Here is a 14735-nt window from a genome sequence, read left to right as displayed (position 1 = left end):
CGGCGAACTCGCCGGGACCACCATTGCCATGATCCGCGCGCGAATTCACTGGCTGTGCGTGGGCAAGACTTGCGCTCACAAGACTAGCGCCCACCAGCAACGCCGACGTGAAGGCGGCGGTGACGAGCGACGTGCGAAGGCAGACGAAGGCCGAATTTCTCTGATTCATCTTCCGCGTCCATGTTTGGGATCAGCCGATTGCTCCTGGATGAGTTGCCGGCCCGGACGCGACGATCAGTGAACCGTTCCCTGCAGCACAGGGGCGCAATGCCGAGCGACGGACGGCAACGGATAGAGGCGCAGACCGTTCCACCGGCATCCGCGGGTGGACGAGTGGCTCGCCACCTTTGCGCCGCTTTGCGCATCAAATCGCCGGGTTTTTGCTTGCTTTGGCCGCCTGTGCCTCTACGGTGCGCCCGCAACGACGGAGACGATCTCGACTATGGACGCCGCAATGAACTGCCCGAAATGCAATTCCGAGCATGCCTATCAGGACGGCGTTCTCTGGGTTTGCCCGGAATGTGCCCATGAGTGGAGCAGCGATGCGGCCGCGGCCGCCGAGACCGCCCAGCAAGCGGGCGTGCGCGACGCGCACGGCAACCCGCTGACGGACGGCGACAGCGTCATCGTGATCAAGGACCTCAAGGTCAAGGGCTCGTCGTCGGTGGTCAAGGGCGGCACCAAGGTCAGGAACATCCGCCTCACCGAGGGCAGCAACGGACACAACATCGCCTGCAAGATCGACGGCATCGGCGCGATGAATCTGAAATCGGAGTTCGTCAAGAAGGCCTAGCGTAGCCCAGCTTACGCATCCGCCAATGCTTTCGCCGGTGCGGCGGCAGCCTTCGCGACGTGCCGGTTCTTGTCGTCGACCAGCACGACCCGCGGATGAAATTTGCGCGCCTCGTCGGCGTCGAAGCTGGCATAGGCGACGATGATGACCTTGTCGCCAGCCATGGCAAGCCGTGCGGCCGCGCCGTTGAGGCCGATGGTGCCCGATCCCGCCGGCGCCTCGATCACGTAGGTCGAGAAGCGCGCGCCGGTGTCGACGTTATAGATGTCGACGCGTTCATTGATGAGGAAACCGGCGGCCTCGATCAAATTGCGGTCGATCGAAATCGATCCCTCGTAATGCAAGTCCGCTTCGGTGACGTGCGCGCGATGAATCTTGCCTTTCATCAAAGTCACTTGCATCGAGACCATCCCGTATCGTTGCGTCGGAACTTTCCGCGCCGCCAATAACGGCGCGCCGCCTCCGCGTCAACGTTGTCCGGGTGTACGCTCGCTTCGAGCGCAGTTCCGCCGCGATGGGTTTGTCCTGAAATCGCCGACCGCGCCGGTCTGCAATGCTCCACGCCACCCAAATCGAAGAATGAACGCGCTGCGGCGGAGCCTTTCCGGAGCAAGCTATTATTTGTGACCCGGTGGCGAACGCCCTACTCCTGCTTGCTCGCAATCTCGTTCGCCAAGACCACTATCACCTCGCCGTCGAGGATCGGCTTCGCGACCTCAAAGAAGCGCGCCACAGCCGGCGAATTGTTGTGCCGGTCCATCGCCGCCTGATCCAGGTATCGCTCATACGTCGAAAATATCCGCGGACTGTCGAACATCCTGCGAGACGTAGTAGCCGACGGTGGACGGCTCGTTGGCGCGGACATGCTCGACGACGTCGAGCAACGCCTGACGCATCGCCGCCTCATGGCCCTTCTTCGCGCGGATGATCGCCGTGATTGCCAGCATGCACTCTCTCCGGAGGTTGGTAGCCCGTAGGACGGGTTTCGTGGAGTTTATCATCGGGCCGCGCGACGCGCGGCCCCGTTGGCTCGACCCATCCTACACGCTTTTGACTGGCTCACACCCGGCTCAACGCCTGCGCGATGTCGGCCACCAGGTCGGACGGATGCTCGATCCCGATCGAGAGCCGGATTGTCGAATCCAGCACGCCGATCCGCTTGCGGATATCGGCTGGCACGCCGGAATGCGTCATGGTGGCCGGCAGGCTCGCGAGCGACTCGGTGCCGCCGAGGCTGACTGCGAGCTTGAAGATCTGCAGCGAGTTGAGGAATTTCTCCGCCGCCTGCTGCCCGCCGACGATATCGAACGAGAAGGTCGAACCGGCGCCGCTGCTTTGGCTCGCGAACACGCGCCCCGCAGGCGACGCCGGATCGTGATGGCCGAGATAATGCACCTGCGCCACCTTGGGATGGTCGCGCAGATAGTCGGCGACGATCCGCGCGTTGCGGTCGGCCTTTTCCATGCGCAGACTGAGCGTTTCCAGCGAACGGCTGATCATCCAGCAGGAATGCGGATCGAGCTGGGTGCCGATCGCGCCGCGCAGCGCCTTGATGTCCTTCATCAGCTTCTTCGAGCCGAGCGCCGCGCCCGCGATCAGGTCGGAATGACCGCCGACATATTTCGTCAGCGAGTACAGCGAGAGATCGGCGCCGTGCTCGATCGGCCGCTGAAATACCGGCCCGAGCAGCGTGTTGTCGCAGGCGATGATCGGCGTATGGCCCCGTGCCTTGCCGATCGCATCGGCGATGCGCCGCGTCAGCGCGATATCGACCAGGCCGTTGGTCGGATTGGCCGGCGTCTCGATGAAGATCATCGCGACACGGCCCTTCTTCATCGCCTCGTCGGCAGCGGCGCGGATGACACTCTCGTCGAGGCCGTCGGCAAAGCCCACGGCGTGAATCGAGAAGCCCGCCAGTGTCCTGGTGAACAGCGTCTCGGTGCCGCCATAGAGCGGCTGCGAATGCAGGATCACGTCGCCGGGCCGCGCGAAGGCCAGCACCGTGGTCGAGATCGCCGACATGCCGGAGGAGAACAGCGCGCAGCTCTCGGTGCGCTCATAGATCGCAAGCCGGTCCTCGACGATCTCGCTGTTCGGATGATTGAAGCGCGAATAGACCAGCCCCGCCCCCATGCCCTCCGGAGGCTCGCGCCGGCCCGCGACAAAGTCGAAAAAGTCCTTGCCGTCCTCGGCGGTGCGGAACACGAAGGTCGAGGTCAGGAACACGGGCGGCTTGACGGCGCCCTCCGACAGCTGCGGGTCGTAGCCGTAGTTCAGCATCTGGGTTTCCGGATGCAGCAGGTGATTGCCGATATGGGTTTTGGACGGAAACGGTTTTGTCATGGCCGGTCTCCTGTTCACGGGCCGCCGCGCTGGCGGCGATTCCCGGAATGATGGGACCAGCATACCCCAGCTTTATGCCATTCAGCCAAAGCACGGCATCAGACAGTTCTGGATAACGAACGGCCGGCGTGCGCCCTGCTCCGCCGGCCGTTCCGAATGTCAGGCAGTGTGAAGACGCGGGCTACCAGCCGCGATCCACGTTGCGCACCTCGCCGGTCCGCGCGTCGACATCGACCTTCATCCAGCGGCCGAGGCGGTCACGCCCCTCGACCTCCCACTCGTCGCCGAGGAACTGGGTGTTGGACACCGTCACGATGCCGAGACCGGTCGCGACATCGAGCGCGGCCTCCATCGAGACCTGGCTGCCGGAATCGTAGGCCATCGCCGGCGTCGCTGCGCCGATCGCCAGGGCCGCGATCGCGGGAATAATGAAACTTCGCATGGCTCACTCCTCATGGAACAGGATGTTATGCCGCATAAAACGAGCGGCGCACCCATCAGTTCCGACAACAGGAGTGCGAAGCAGCGCGAAACTTCGGCAGTTGCGGCGATTTGGTGGCGGTTCCGGTTTCATCGACGCGCGCCGTTCGCCTTGCGCGCTCGCTTCTTCCACATTCGAAATCCGCCCTCGAATGCGTTGGCGTTGTCGCCGAACCTCACCTTGGGCGGCGGGTTGTCGACCTTGTCGGCATTGCCGCCGCCGAGCACGATGTACTCGGGCTCCAGCGCGGCTGACAGCCGCGCGATGACGTCGTCGACGCTCTTGCGCCATTTCTTCCGGCCGCGCCGCTCGAGACCCGCGGCGCCGACATAATCCTCGAACGTCGCGCCCTTGCGGTACGGCAAATGACCAAGCTCCATCGGCTCGTAAACACCGTCCACGATCATCGCCGAGCCGAGGCCGGTGCCGAGGCCGAGAAACAGCATCCGGCCGCCCTGATAGCTGCCGATCGCCTGCATCAGCGCATCGTTGACGACCCTGGTCGGGCGGCCGAACGCGCGGTGAAAATCGAAGCCGGCCCAGCCGCGGCCGAGATTGTGCGGCTCGGTCAGCGGACGGTTGTGAACGACCGGTCCGGGATAACCGACCGAGATCACATCATACGACCAGTCCTTGGTGAGCAGCTTGACCTGCCGCACCATCTCGGTCGCGGACAGAGTTGGACCCGAGTCGAATTCGCGCTTGATGCGCTCCTTGTCGGTCATGACCTTCACATGCGTGCCGCCGACGTCGATCGCCAGCACGGTGCGGCGCGACGCGGGCCTGTTCATTTTCTTGCTGGTCTTGTTGCCTGCCTTCTTGGCCATCAATCCGCTCTCCTATGCGCCGAGTGGAGCAGAGAAACGTATCGCGCGCCACAGCGGCGTTCGCGATCCGACTCCAGTTTGTTCGCGAAGAACGAATCGGAATCAGGAAAATCGGCGCGATCCAGATGTTAACAACGCACATACATCGACCGCATCCGAACAATCGATGTTGTATCATGATGGGATTATTGCTTTCGGCGTGCAACACCGCGGCGCATCTCAGGCACACTGCGTTCTCCCGCATCACTGATCGATCGATGAGTTCGCACCACGGCCACGTTCCCGATCCGACTCCAGTTTGTTCGCGAGGAACGAATTGGAATTCGAAAAATCGACGCAAAACGATTCTTAACAAGAGGTTTGCGCGATTCGATGCCGCGGCGCTTCGTACGGCGGATGAGCGCAAGCGTAATCGGACATCCACCGACGACATCACCGCGTCGGGTTACTCCGCGCCCATTATCGGCCGCGCTTCGCGCGGACCGGTCGGGTCGCCCGCCCTGCACGCTGAGCGAGCCGCCAGCCTTTGAGGTGAAGCCAGAGCGCTTCGGCGACCGGTCCGTGCGAATGCTGACGATGACGGACTGCCGCAAGATTTTCCTCGCGGCCCGGAAAATTCGGTCCAGCGATGCTGATCAGCCTGCCGTCCCGTAGTTCGTCCTCGACCAGCCATGCGGGCAGATGGCCCCAGGCGAGACGATGCAGGATCAGCTCCTTCTTCATCATCTGGTCCGGCACGCTACACTGATGCGCACCTTCGATCAGGAAGAAGTCTTCCGACGACGCTCGCCGCGCCGTGTCGCGGATGACGCACTGCGTGAAGGGGCGCATCTGCTCCGGCGTGACTTTCTTCGTCCACGCAAACGGCAGAAAGCCGGGAGCGACGACCGGCACCATGGTCGTGCTCGAGAGCTTGATCTGCTCGAAGCGCGAATCGGACGGCTCCGCGCGATGAAACACCAGATCGGCGTTATCATCGATCAGGCGCTCGAGCGGCCCGCCGACCGCCTCATATTCCATGTGCAGGCGCGTGTTGGGATGGCGGGCAAAGAACGCCGAGAGCATCTGCAGCACCGGCGGCCGCGGGCACAGGTCGCCAATGACCACGCGCAGGACGACCTCTTCTCCGCCGGCAAGCTGCTCCGCATAGCCCTGCAGCAGATCGAGTTCGCGCAGCGTCACCTGCGCGCGTGCGTGAAACGTCCGGCCGGCGTCCGTCAGCCCGATACGGTATCCGCTGCGATCGAACAGCGTGAGGCCGAGTTGCTGCTCGAGCCGGGCGACAGCCGCAAACACCGACGGGTGCGACCGGTTCAGCGCCGTGCCGGCGGCCTGAAAGCTTCCCTCGGTCGCGACAGCGTCAAAGCAGCGCAAATCGTGCAGCTTGATCCGATCCATTGTCCATAAAACCTACAGAGATTGATCAATCTTAGTAATTTTTCTTCGAAGGCGCGAGTCCTAGCCTGGGTCGACGCGAAGCCTGCCGGCTTCCACCAGCACAAGGGACTGACGAGATGAGCGGCGATCGACGCTTCACCACGGCGGATGGCTGCCGGATTGCGTACCGCATCGACGGTCCTGACGATCGGCCGGTGCTCGCGCTGTCGAACTCGATCGCCACCAACCTGCACATGTGGGACCGTTCGATGCCGGCCCTCAGCCGGTCGTTTCGGGTGCTCCGCTACGACACCCGCGGTCACGGCGGTTCGGACGCGCCCACGGGCGCCTACTCGATCGACCGGCTCGGCCGCGACGTGGTCGAACTGCTCGACGCCCTCGGCATCGATCGCGCACATTTCCTCGGTCTGTCGCTCGGCGGGTTCGTCGGGCAATGGCTCGGCATCTTCGCGCCTGACCGCATCGACCGCCTGATCCTCTCGAACACCTCGTCCTATCTGGCGTCCGAACTGCCGTTCGACGAGCAGATCCGCGCGGTGCTTGCGGCCAAGGACATGAATGGAATCGCAGACGGCTTCATGCGCAACTGGTTTCCGGCGACGATGCTGGCCGCGCCGAACGAGGTCGTCGACGAATTCCGCAACATGGTGCTGACCACGCCGCCGCGCGGTCTCGCCGGATGTTACGCCGCACTGCGCGACGTCGATCTCCGCCGCGCCATCTCGCTGATTGCGGCGCCGACCCTCGTCATCGGCGGCGAGAGCGACACGGTCACGCGGGCCAGCCACAGCGCTGATATCGCCGCGACAATCACCGATGCCAAGCTTGTCCTGCTGCCCGGCGTTCACATCCTCAATATCGAGCAGCCGGATCGATTCAACAGCGAGGTCGTGAGCTTCCTGGCGCTCTCCACCACATGACTGCGTAGCCCGGATGAGCGAAGCGACATCCGGGACCGCTCCAAGAGTACGTGATCAGGCCCGCATATCGCTTCGCTCGTGCGGGCTACATGGATCACGCACCACATGTTCCCCATTCGACTCCATTTTGTTCGCGAAGAACGAATTGGAATCGAACAAATCAGCGCGGAGCGATCTTAACAACACGTTTGCGGATTCGATGCCGATCGACTCTATGGCGCGGATTAGCGCAAGCGTAATCCGCCCTCTGTTGCGTAGAGACAGCGCCGGGTTACACGGAGCTGACCCGCCTTCCGCACGGTCCAATGTCGTATTCAAGCTCCGGCCGCAGCGCGCGCATCTTCTCCGCCAGCCTTTGGCTTGCCGTCTCCTCCGCGCGCGCGAGGCGATTGACCAGCGCGACATAATCGGCATCGCTCTTGTGCTGGTTCAGCTTTGACTGGCCCTCGATCTCGTCGACGACGATGTCGATCACCCTGATCCCCGCCAGCATCGCTTCGCGCTTGCTGGGCTCCATCTGCATCAGGTCCCAGGGTTGCTTTTGCAGCCGCGCCTCGGAGACCGCGAGCAGCGCGTCGCCATGGCCGCGGTTCTCGCCATGATCGCGCAGATGCGCGACGCCGGACAAATGCACCGCTTCGTAGAGCCAGGTCGAGACGTTGTCGGGTGAGACATACCAGTCGTTCGAGATGTAGGCGTCATCGCCGGAGACGATCAGGAGGAAGCGCCTGACACCGTCGGCGAGCTCGACCAGCGGATTCTTCGCGGTGAGATGGATCTGCACGATCACGCGATCGTCGCGCCGCTCGATCACGAACGGCACGTGGGACGCGCGCGGGCCGCGTGCATCGGCGGCGACGATGGCGCCGAAGCCGCGCGCCGCCGCAAAGGCGAGCGCGCGGTCTTGCTCAATGCGAAACTGGGGACGGAGGATGTGCATGGCGGCGGCGCTCGCGAGCTGGAGGGAGACGACCCAGCAAGGCTAGCGCAACTTTCGCCGGAGATCACCGCCATGCACGATCCGGCTCAGCAGATCATGGCATTGTCGCCGTGATCGCAGACGCCGCCGGGCTGGTCGCGAGGCAGCGCCTCGGACTCGCCGAAATGCGGGACCGCCATGCGCGGCGGACCGCCGCTCCAGCGGCCGGCGGCGGCATGGCTCTTCACGAGCGCGGATGGGCCCGCCGCCGGCACTTCGTGTGCCATGGCCGACGCCGTCAGCATGGCGAGCGCGGTCAGCGCGGCCGCAATCTGTTTGATCCCTGACATCAGTTGCTCCTGTTGGATCTGGCGCGCCGGCGCATTGTTCGCCGCCCGCCGATCGGTTCGCGCTCACATCATGATCGATCGCTCTGCCGTCTTGTTCCGACGCCATGAGGCAAGCGTTTGGATGCAAGACAGTCCACCCGTGCATCTTCTTCCACGTCGATCCGACACGATCGGTTGATCGCAGCGTGACAGACGAGGTCCCGACGCGAACCGGCAAGACAAACCCGGCTGCGCCGCCTGCGACAAAACAGCCCCACGGGCAACTCAGCAAAACCTGTCGATATCAGAATAAGAAAATATTCCGCTTGCTGCCCTTTGCTCGCGGCCCATGGGTACGATCAGACAAAACATGTCGCGAGAATGCGGATGTATGACTTGCAGCGCACCACACGTTCGATGTCGTCCCGGCGAAGGCCGGGACCCAACCACAAAAGGATGTTGTTGAGCATCGCTGGAACGACGAGTCCCATTCACTACACTTGCTGCGGCGTATGGGTCCCGGCCTTCGCCGGACGACGAATGGAGAAAGATGCGCGCGCCGACTCCATCACCGTCATGCCGGCAGTAAAGGCGAGGGCTTTGCCCAGGAATGATCGAGCTTAGCAATGCCGCGGAATCCCGATCCGCCGTTGAACTGACTGCAACTGGCAGGTTACGCTGTCTCCACGCTCACGCCCTCCCGCTGGAAGGATTTCCCCATGAACGGCAATCGATATTATGGCGTCCGCGTCGAGGGCGCGAAATACGGCGTGGGGTTCGGCTCGGCGCTGGCGATCGCGATCTCCTACACCAAGAACCATTCGATCCTGTGGGCCATCATCCACGGTATCCTGGGCTGGCTCTACGTCATCTACGCCGCACTGTTCGGGTGATGCGCACAAGATGACCGTCATCTCGATCCAGTCACAGGTCGCCTGGGGCCATGTCGGCAACAGCGCCGCCAGCTTTCCGATCCAGCTGCACGGCATCGATGTCGTCGCCGTGCCGACCACGCTGCTCAGCAATCGGCCGGGCTATCCGACCATCCGCGGCCGGGTGCTCGACGTGCAGCTGGTCGCTGACCTGCTGCGCGGCATCGAGGAGCGCGGCGCGGTCGAGGCCGCGCGGCTGATCCTGTCGGGCTATCTCGGCTCGGCCGACATCGCGATGGACGTGGCCGACTTCGTCGAGCGCGCGAAGGCGACGAACCCGGCCCTGCTCTATTGCTGCGATCCCGTGCTCGGCGACCGCGACCGCGGCATGTTCGTGCGATCGGACATTCCGCCGCTGGTGCGCGACCAGCTTTGCCCGCTCGCCGACATCATCACGCCCAATCATTTCGAGTTCGAATTCCTCTGCGGCGCGCGCGTGACGACGATCGACGACGTCGTCGCGCAGGCGAGTGCGCTGATGGCGCGGGGACCTGCGACCGTCGTCATCACCAGCGCCGAGCTGGCGGGCACGCCGCACAGCGAGATCGAGACGCTGGCGATCGAGCGCACCCAATCCGACAAGACTTGCGCCTGGCGCCTGCGCACGCCGCGGGTTCCGATCAGCCCGTCCGGCACCGGAGACCTGTTCGCCGCGCTGTTCGTCGCCGCCCGCGCGCGCGGCCTGGCGACGCCGGATGCGCTCAGCCACGCTGCGTCAGGCATCCACGGCGTGCTGGAGCGCACGGCGCAGAGCGGAACCGAGGAAATGCGCATTGTCGAAAGCGCCGGCGTGATGCTTGATCCGAAGCCACGCTTCGCGGCGGTCGCCATCGCCGTATCCTGACATCCGGGACAGGTCTTCATGATCGACATCACCACCCTCCTCACCTACGCCGCCGTCGTGCTCGGTCTGTTCCTGATCCCCGGGCCGGCGGTGCTGCTGGTGCTCGCGCGTTCGATCACCGGCGGAGCGCGCGTCGGCGTCGCGACCGGGTTCGGTATCGCGCTCGGCGATCTCGTCCACACCGCGATGGCGACATTCGGCCTCTCGGCCGTGCTGATGACCTCGGCGCTGGCGTTCTCGGTCGTGAAATATGCCGGCGTGATCTACCTGATCGTGCTCGGCGTCCGCGCCCTGTTCGAGAAGAACGACGAGCTGGATTTGCCGGCGGCGCAGCCGGTCGATCCGCGCCGCGCGTTCCGGCAGGCGATCTGGGCGGAAATGCTCAATCCGAAGACCGCGCTGTTCTTCCTCGCCTTCTTGCCGCAGTTCGTGCATCCCGGCCACGGCTCGGCGGTGGCGCAGTTCGCGACCCTCGGCCTGATCTTCGTCGTGATGAGCGCGGTCTACACCTCGCTGCTGGCGCTCGCCGCCGGCCAGATCAGCCCGTGGATCAGTCGGCATCGCCGCATCGGGCAGTGGCAGGGCCGCGTGGTCGGCACGATCTATATCGCGCTCGGTGTCCGCCTTGCGTTCCAGGAGCGCTGATGTCCCCGCTCAAGCCGCAGGCCAGCTACGACGACTTCGCCCGCCTCGATATCCGGATCGGCGAGGTCGTCGAGGTGCAGCCGTTTCCCCGCGCCCGCAATCCGTCCTACAAGGTCGGCGTCGATGTCGGCGCCGGGCGAATCATGTGGTCGAGCGCACAGATCACGAATTACGAGCCGGCGGCGCTGGTCGGCTCGCTGGTCGTGTGCATCTGCAATCTCGGGCCGAAGAACATCGCGGGTTTCACCTCGGAACTCCTGATCCTCGGCGCCAAGGACGCCAGCGGCGAGGTGATCGTGCTCGGCCCGCGCAGCGAGGTTGCGATCGGCGAGCCGATCTTCTGACGTCGGGCTGATCACGGCCGCGTGATTCAAATCGTCTGGATTTCCCGTAGTTTACCGATGGGGGATCACCCGGATTCTCAGTGCCCGCGCGCGCTGCTATTGCAGCGCGCGAGAATCGCTTCGGCATGGGAATCGGAAGAATGTCCGCAGTTTTCTTTCACTGCTCCGACGACAAGCACGTCATCCTGGATCGCACCGGCGCCGCGATGGATCTGGCGGAGGCGCGCGTGTATGCGGAGCAACTGGCGCGCAGCTTTGTCATGACACCGAGCGTGGAGGACTGGCGCAACTGGGCGGTCCACGTCACCGACGACATCGGAACCGAGATCTTCGAGCTGCCGTTCACCGCCATCCTCGGCGAGCTGCACTGAGGGCATGCCATGAATGCGATGGAACTTGCCCTGCAGCCGTTGCGACGCCACCTCGCCCGCCTCGTCGCGCGCTGCGTCGCGCTGATCGATGGCGTCATCAATCCCTATCGCCCCGAACTGTATTACATGCGCGGGCCTGGCCCGAAGTGCCGCGCCCGGCGGCAAGCCGCACTGCGCGACTAGCTTCGCGGCATCCACAACGAGAAAAGGCCGGCGGGCGTTACGCCACCGGCCTTCTCCTGCAGCTGCCGGTTCCCGGAGTCCGGTTCCGCTGCGATTCCACTTGGTCTTGAGCTTGCGACGACTGTTTTAATCAAATCTTAACGGCATGGCGGTGAGCTGGTTCAAAGGACTCCTTCGCCGTGCGGCGTGGCTTGTTCGTTCGTCGTGCTTGATGCGCTGCACATCGTTTTTGCGCCGATCGCACGCCGATTGTGCGCCACGCATCTTAGGGAATGCTCGACTGAGTGTTACCCTGTGATGCAAACCGAAACGGAGACTTCGGAATGCCGTACTACACCTTCGATCTCGTGGTGGGGGACGAGTTCCGCAATCAAGGAACCATCATCCTCGAAGACATCAGCCTCGCCTCCGACCGCGCCGACCAGCTCGCCAACGAGCTGTCGCAGGTCAAGCCGGAGCTGAAGGCGCGCGGCTGCGCAGTGCGCGTCACCGACATCGACCGGCGCGAGCTCTACCGCACGCCGCTCGATCCCGTGCCGCGGTGGCGCCGGGCGGGCTAGCGTCCGTCGGTTAGGGTTGCGGCGATCGCGCTCGCGCGGTCCTTGTGTCGTTGCGCGACGGCGGGGTCGTCTAGCCTGCCCGCCGTCAGCTCTGATGCGGTCCGCGCATCATCTTCAGCGCGTCCTCGATATGGCGCCAGTCGCGCGCGTCGTCGGTCTCGCCCTTGCTCTCGCAAGCAACGGCGTTCTGCGCGGCCTGGGCGATCGCCTGCGGACCGTGCTTCAACAGCATCTGCCGCGCGATGGTGTGGATTTGCATCTCGGCTAACATGGCGCTCTCCTCGGCTGTCGACTGCTGACATCAGAAACCACTGAGCGCCGCGTCTGGTTCCAGCAGCGCGCCGGGCGCGACACAATCAGCGGTTCCCACACGCTGCGGCGGCGGTTACAGAAAGAGCCATGGCGCAGAACATCTATGACGATCCCGGCTTCTTCGCCGGCTACAGCCAGCTGCCGCGGCAGGTCCGCGGACTGCTCGGCGCGCCCGAATGGCCGGCGGTCCGCGCCATGCTGCCCGATGTCGCGGGCAAGCGCGTGGTCGATCTCGGCTGCGGCTTCGGCTGGATGTCGCGCTGGATGCGCGAGCAGGGCGCATCCGACGTGCTCGGCATCGACCTCTCGCAGAACATGATCGCCCGCGCCACCGCCATGACGCAGGATGCGGCGATCACCTACGAGATCGCCGACCTCGAGACGCTGGAGCTGCCGAAATCGACCTTCGATCTCGCCTACTCCGCCCTCGCCTTCCACTACATCAGGGATTTCGATCGCCTGGCGCGCATGCTGTATCGCGCGCTGGTCCCGGAGGGGCATCTGGTCTTCACTGTCGAGCATCCGGTCTATATGGCGGCGGCCCATCCGGACTGGGGGCAGGACGAAGACGGCCGCAAGACCTGGCCGGTCAACCGCTACTTCATCGAAGGCGAGCGCCGGACCGACTGGTATGTGAAGGGCGTGCTGAAATATCACCGCACCATCGGCACCACGCTCAACGCGTTGATCGCCGCCGGCTTCACGCTGCGCCATGTCGAGGAGTTCTGCCCGACACGCGAGCAGGTCAAGGCGATGCCCGAACTGGCCGACGAGTTCGAACGGCCGATGATGCTGCTGGTGTCAGCGCAGCGCTAGGCCGCGAGCAGCTTGTTCGAACTCCTCGGGCGGGTATGATTTACCGTCCTTGTCGGTGATCACCACCTGCCACCCCTCGCTCGCCCAGACCTTGGCCTTGGCGATGATGATGAAGGTGCTCTCGCGCTCGATCCTGACCGTTTCGTTCTCGCGTTCTGCGATCATCTTGTAGGCCAACGCTTGTCCCTCGCCGACTTGGTCCATCCGGCGTTTGTTGGCAGCGGCTTTGGGCCGGATTTCGCTGGGACTGTGACAATTTGGTGGAACCGCCGGCGCAGGATCCGCTAGCGCGCAACGTTCGGTCGCGCCTATGCGAGCTTTCCCATCAAGGTCGGCATATCCAGCGCCAATGAGTTGACGTTGACGCTGCGCGCGAATCGCATCTGCGGTCCCTCGAAGGTGCGGGTCACGGTATCGCGAAACGCCGATTCCACGAAGGTCCAGGTCATCACGAAAGTGCGCAGGTCGCGCCAGGTACCGCTCGCGACCACGCGCATCAGGTCGGGCTGGTATTCGTGATGCAACTTGTTGCCGGTCGTCGTCGTGGTGCCCTCGCGCGGCGCATCGAGGCCGACCTCGATCCGGTGCGTGCCTCTGCCGTCCTCGAGCGTGCGAAGCCGTCCGTTTCTTGATTGTTGTTTGGCATCGCCGCCCTCCAAAGCAGAACGGAGGCTATGGCGTCGGCCTGCGCTGTCAACGCATGCGGCGCGCATGGCGGCCCACAAGAAAAACCCCGCCCTGGAGGGACACCAAGGCGGGGAAGGTTCATTGGGTAGAAATCCACGCGCCTGGAAATGGAGAGCGCGGGGAAGTAGCGGCAACAATTCGATTTGCCGCCGTCGTTCGGACAACAGGATTAAAGCGCACGCAACGCCGGGACTTTTTCCCGATCGAGCTGGCAAAAATCCCGAACCTGGCTTGCGCCACGCTGTTCACTGCACGACGTCGAGCCTGACATTCGTGATGCCCTTGCCGATCATGCCGAGCGATTGCGCCGCAGAATGCGAGACGTCGACGATGCGCCCGGGAACGTAGGGTCCGCGGTCATTGACGCGCACCGTGACCGAACGGCCGCTCTTGACGTCGGTGACGCGAAGCCTGGTGCCGAACGGCAATGTCGGATGCGCGGCGGTCAACTCGCGCCCATCGAACTTCTCGCCGCTCGCGGTCGGCTGCTCCTCGCTGTAGAAGCTCGCGACGCCGTGCGAGGCGATCTTGCTGTCGCCCGTTTTGCGCGAGGCATAAGGCGTATGCCTACGCGCAGTGGCGACGCGTGTGCGCGTGGCCGACGACGCAGCCCGTGTCGGCTCGATCGATACCGGCCGGCTCGCGAGCGCCTGCGAGCGCTGGCTGACAACGGAGGACTGCGCGCACGCCGCGAGCGACGCCGCGCCGATCATCACCGCAAGCAGCCGGAGCGGCTTTCGGGCATGCACAAACAGGATCGGGGCCGCAGCACCATGCGCGCTGCATTTGACGCCGACGTACGAGTTGACTGCATCGTCGCGTGACATGTTGCACCCCCAACTTGCGCCCCCAGCCCAAGCCGAAAATCCAACGGCCTATCAGCCGAATCCAATCGGGGCGGAACGGTGGCGGAGCACGGTCGGACGTGCCGGACGCGATGCGATTTGCCCTCGGGTGTGGTGGATGCGCCACACAACCCAGGGAGCTTTCATCCGGAATGCAGTACGGGGCGCTACGCGAGAGGCCGTGGA

22 protein-coding genes are annotated in these 14735 nt (G+C 64.2%); 10 read left to right on the top strand and 12 right to left on the bottom strand.

Annotation, left to right across the window (positions count from 1 at the left end; translation table 11 throughout):
* Window positions 1–442 precede the first annotated feature (442 nt).
* Complete coding sequence (locus ACSKB9_RS01435) at window positions 443–793, top strand: zinc ribbon domain-containing protein YjdM (RefSeq protein ID WP_438071260.1); 351 nt, start codon at window positions 443–445, stop codon at window positions 791–793.
* An 11-nt stretch (window positions 794–804) separates the two neighbouring features.
* On the opposite strand, the gene panD is transcribed toward ACSKB9_RS01435, so the two are convergent.
* From panD to ACSKB9_RS01405, 6 genes are all read right to left on the bottom strand, one after another.
* Window positions 805–1194 carry an aspartate 1-decarboxylase gene (panD, locus tag ACSKB9_RS01430; RefSeq protein ID WP_438071258.1) on the bottom strand — a complete coding sequence of 130 codons (390 nt, stop codon included), beginning with the start codon at window positions 1192–1194 and terminating at the stop codon, window positions 805–807.
* A gap of 381 nt (window positions 1195–1575) precedes the next feature.
* Entirely contained in the window at window positions 1576–1740 is a 165-nt protein-coding gene (locus ACSKB9_RS01425) for a putative quinol monooxygenase (protein WP_438071256.1), read from the bottom strand.
* Window positions 1741–1852: 112 nt separating this feature from the next.
* Window positions 1853–3136, bottom strand: a complete 1284-nt coding sequence (locus tag ACSKB9_RS01420; RefSeq protein ID WP_438071255.1) for a cystathionine gamma-synthase family protein — start codon at window positions 3134–3136, stop codon at window positions 1853–1855.
* Window positions 3137–3317: 181 nt separating this feature from the next.
* Window positions 3318–3578 carry a PepSY domain-containing protein gene (locus ACSKB9_RS01415; RefSeq protein WP_057019961.1) on the bottom strand — a complete coding sequence of 87 codons (261 nt, stop codon included), beginning with the start codon at window positions 3576–3578 and terminating at the stop codon, window positions 3318–3320.
* A gap of 128 nt (window positions 3579–3706) precedes the next feature.
* A complete protein-coding gene (locus ACSKB9_RS01410; RefSeq protein ID WP_438071253.1) occupies window positions 3707–4444 on the bottom strand; it encodes an ROK family protein in 738 nt (245 codons plus the stop codon).
* A 459-nt stretch (window positions 4445–4903) separates the two neighbouring features.
* Window positions 4904–5842 carry a LysR family transcriptional regulator gene (locus ACSKB9_RS01405; RefSeq protein ID WP_438071251.1) on the bottom strand — a complete coding sequence of 313 codons (939 nt, stop codon included), beginning with the start codon at window positions 5840–5842 and terminating at the stop codon, window positions 4904–4906.
* A gap of 116 nt (window positions 5843–5958) precedes the next feature.
* On the opposite strand from ACSKB9_RS01405, the gene ACSKB9_RS01400 reads away from it, so the two are divergent.
* Window positions 5959–6762 (top strand): alpha/beta fold hydrolase, encoded by an 804-nt coding sequence (locus ACSKB9_RS01400; RefSeq protein ID WP_438071249.1) that lies wholly within the window; start codon window positions 5959–5961, stop codon window positions 6760–6762.
* Window positions 6763–7033: 271 nt separating this feature from the next.
* On the opposite strand, the gene ACSKB9_RS01395 is transcribed toward ACSKB9_RS01400, so the two are convergent.
* Both ACSKB9_RS01395 and ACSKB9_RS01390 read right to left on the bottom strand, forming a co-directional pair.
* Entirely contained in the window at window positions 7034–7702 is a 669-nt protein-coding gene (locus tag ACSKB9_RS01395; protein ID WP_438071247.1) for an FMN-binding negative transcriptional regulator, read from the bottom strand.
* A gap of 86 nt (window positions 7703–7788) precedes the next feature.
* Window positions 7789–8031 (bottom strand): hypothetical protein, encoded by a 243-nt coding sequence (locus tag ACSKB9_RS01390; RefSeq protein WP_057019953.1) that lies wholly within the window; start codon window positions 8029–8031, stop codon window positions 7789–7791.
* A 698-nt stretch (window positions 8032–8729) separates the two neighbouring features.
* Here ACSKB9_RS01390 and ACSKB9_RS01385 point away from each other — a divergent pair.
* The 7 genes from ACSKB9_RS01385 to ACSKB9_RS01355 all read left to right on the top strand — a co-directional run bounded on the left by ACSKB9_RS01385 (window position 8730) and on the right by ACSKB9_RS01355 (window position 11889).
* A complete protein-coding gene (locus tag ACSKB9_RS01385) occupies window positions 8730–8903 on the top strand; it encodes a hypothetical protein (RefSeq protein ID WP_016840760.1) in 174 nt (57 codons plus the stop codon).
* 10 nt (window positions 8904–8913) lie between these two features.
* Complete coding sequence (gene pdxY / locus ACSKB9_RS01380; protein ID WP_438071245.1) at window positions 8914–9786, top strand: pyridoxal kinase PdxY; 873 nt, start codon at window positions 8914–8916, stop codon at window positions 9784–9786.
* Between the two features lie 18 nt (window positions 9787–9804).
* Window positions 9805–10431 carry a LysE family translocator gene (locus tag ACSKB9_RS01375; protein WP_438071243.1) on the top strand — a complete coding sequence of 209 codons (627 nt, stop codon included), beginning with the start codon at window positions 9805–9807 and terminating at the stop codon, window positions 10429–10431.
* A complete protein-coding gene (locus ACSKB9_RS01370; RefSeq protein WP_225163046.1) occupies window positions 10431–10775 on the top strand; it encodes a tRNA-binding protein in 345 nt (114 codons plus the stop codon). Before ACSKB9_RS01375 ends, ACSKB9_RS01370 begins: the two co-directional genes overlap by 1 nt.
* Window positions 10776–10915: 140 nt before the next feature.
* A complete protein-coding gene (locus tag ACSKB9_RS01365; protein ID WP_028332292.1) occupies window positions 10916–11146 on the top strand; it encodes a DUF6894 family protein in 231 nt (76 codons plus the stop codon).
* A 9-nt stretch (window positions 11147–11155) separates the two neighbouring features.
* Complete coding sequence (locus tag ACSKB9_RS01360; RefSeq protein WP_168857013.1) at window positions 11156–11329, top strand: hypothetical protein; 174 nt, start codon at window positions 11156–11158, stop codon at window positions 11327–11329.
* A gap of 323 nt (window positions 11330–11652) precedes the next feature.
* Entirely contained in the window at window positions 11653–11889 is a 237-nt protein-coding gene (locus tag ACSKB9_RS01355) for a hypothetical protein (protein WP_016840755.1), read from the top strand.
* A gap of 85 nt (window positions 11890–11974) precedes the next feature.
* Here ACSKB9_RS01355 and ACSKB9_RS01350 read toward each other — a convergent pair whose 3' ends face one another.
* Window positions 11975–12160: a hypothetical protein gene (locus ACSKB9_RS01350; protein ID WP_076832116.1), complete on the bottom strand. Its 186-nt coding sequence runs from the start codon at window positions 12158–12160 to the stop codon at window positions 11975–11977.
* 128 nt (window positions 12161–12288) lie between these two features.
* Here ACSKB9_RS01350 and ACSKB9_RS01345 point away from each other — a divergent pair, with 128 nt between their 5' ends.
* Window positions 12289–13017 carry a class I SAM-dependent methyltransferase gene (locus ACSKB9_RS01345; protein WP_438071240.1) on the top strand — a complete coding sequence of 243 codons (729 nt, stop codon included), beginning with the start codon at window positions 12289–12291 and terminating at the stop codon, window positions 13015–13017.
* Here the strand turns inward: ACSKB9_RS01345 and ACSKB9_RS01340 are convergent.
* From ACSKB9_RS01340 to ACSKB9_RS01330, 3 genes are all read right to left on the bottom strand, one after another.
* Window positions 13003–13221 carry a hypothetical protein gene (locus ACSKB9_RS01340; RefSeq protein ID WP_438071239.1) on the bottom strand — a complete coding sequence of 73 codons (219 nt, stop codon included), beginning with the start codon at window positions 13219–13221 and terminating at the stop codon, window positions 13003–13005. The two genes, ACSKB9_RS01345 and ACSKB9_RS01340, sit on opposite strands and share 15 nt — an antisense overlap.
* A gap of 104 nt (window positions 13222–13325) precedes the next feature.
* Window positions 13326–13676, bottom strand: a complete 351-nt coding sequence (locus ACSKB9_RS01335; protein WP_438071238.1) for a hypothetical protein — start codon at window positions 13674–13676, stop codon at window positions 13326–13328.
* Between the two features lie 273 nt (window positions 13677–13949).
* Window positions 13950–14531, bottom strand: a complete 582-nt coding sequence (locus tag ACSKB9_RS01330; RefSeq protein ID WP_438071236.1) for a septal ring lytic transglycosylase RlpA family protein — start codon at window positions 14529–14531, stop codon at window positions 13950–13952.
* Window positions 14532–14735: the final 204 nt, after the last annotated feature.

This window comes from Bradyrhizobium sp. BR 1433 (assembly GCF_051547665.1).
GTDB classification, from domain to species: Bacteria; Pseudomonadota; Alphaproteobacteria; order Rhizobiales; family Xanthobacteraceae; genus Bradyrhizobium; species Bradyrhizobium australafricanum.
This window is presented reverse-complemented; position numbering and strand designations above follow the sequence as displayed.

Bases quoted from the DNA above. Each gene is read 5' to 3' on its own strand.
- pdxY (WP_438071245.1), top strand. From the start codon at position 8,914: ATGACCGTCATCTCGATCCAGTCACAGGTCGCCTGGGGCCATGTCGGC.
- ACSKB9_RS01355 (WP_016840755.1), top strand. From the start codon at position 11,653: ATGCCGTACTACACCTTCGATCTCGTGGTGGGGGACGAGTTCCGCAAT.
- ACSKB9_RS01400 (WP_438071249.1), top strand. From the start codon at position 5,959: ATGAGCGGCGATCGACGCTTCACCACGGCGGATGGCTGCCGGATTGCG.
- ACSKB9_RS01425 (WP_438071256.1), bottom strand. From the start codon at position 1,740: ATGCTGGCAATCACGGCGATCATCCGCGCGAAGAAGGGCCATGAGGCG.
- ACSKB9_RS01420 (WP_438071255.1), bottom strand. From the start codon at position 3,136: ATGACAAAACCGTTTCCGTCCAAAACCCATATCGGCAATCACCTGCTG.
- ACSKB9_RS01340 (WP_438071239.1), bottom strand. From the start codon at position 13,221: ATGGACCAAGTCGGCGAGGGACAAGCGTTGGCCTACAAGATGATCGCA.
- ACSKB9_RS01375 (WP_438071243.1), top strand. From the start codon at position 9,805: ATGATCGACATCACCACCCTCCTCACCTACGCCGCCGTCGTGCTCGGT.
- ACSKB9_RS01345 (WP_438071240.1), top strand. From the start codon at position 12,289: ATGGCGCAGAACATCTATGACGATCCCGGCTTCTTCGCCGGCTACAGC.
- ACSKB9_RS01410 (WP_438071253.1), bottom strand. From the start codon at position 4,444: ATGGCCAAGAAGGCAGGCAACAAGACCAGCAAGAAAATGAACAGGCCC.
- panD (WP_438071258.1), bottom strand. From the start codon at position 1,194: ATGCAAGTGACTTTGATGAAAGGCAAGATTCATCGCGCGCACGTCACC.
- ACSKB9_RS01385 (WP_016840760.1), top strand. From the start codon at position 8,730: ATGAACGGCAATCGATATTATGGCGTCCGCGTCGAGGGCGCGAAATAC.
- ACSKB9_RS01370 (WP_225163046.1), top strand. From the start codon at position 10,431: ATGTCCCCGCTCAAGCCGCAGGCCAGCTACGACGACTTCGCCCGCCTC.
- ACSKB9_RS01405 (WP_438071251.1), bottom strand. From the start codon at position 5,842: ATGGATCGGATCAAGCTGCACGATTTGCGCTGCTTTGACGCTGTCGCG.
- ACSKB9_RS01415 (WP_057019961.1), bottom strand. From the start codon at position 3,578: ATGCGAAGTTTCATTATTCCCGCGATCGCGGCCCTGGCGATCGGCGCA.
- ACSKB9_RS01435 (WP_438071260.1), top strand. From the start codon at position 443: ATGGACGCCGCAATGAACTGCCCGAAATGCAATTCCGAGCATGCCTAT.
- ACSKB9_RS01395 (WP_438071247.1), bottom strand. From the start codon at position 7,702: ATGCACATCCTCCGTCCCCAGTTTCGCATTGAGCAAGACCGCGCGCTC.
- ACSKB9_RS01390 (WP_057019953.1), bottom strand. From the start codon at position 8,031: ATGTCAGGGATCAAACAGATTGCGGCCGCGCTGACCGCGCTCGCCATG.
- ACSKB9_RS01360 (WP_168857013.1), top strand. From the start codon at position 11,156: ATGAATGCGATGGAACTTGCCCTGCAGCCGTTGCGACGCCACCTCGCC.
- ACSKB9_RS01350 (WP_076832116.1), bottom strand. From the start codon at position 12,160: ATGTTAGCCGAGATGCAAATCCACACCATCGCGCGGCAGATGCTGTTG.
- ACSKB9_RS01330 (WP_438071236.1), bottom strand. From the start codon at position 14,531: ATGTCACGCGACGATGCAGTCAACTCGTACGTCGGCGTCAAATGCAGC.
- ACSKB9_RS01365 (WP_028332292.1), top strand. From the start codon at position 10,916: ATGTCCGCAGTTTTCTTTCACTGCTCCGACGACAAGCACGTCATCCTG.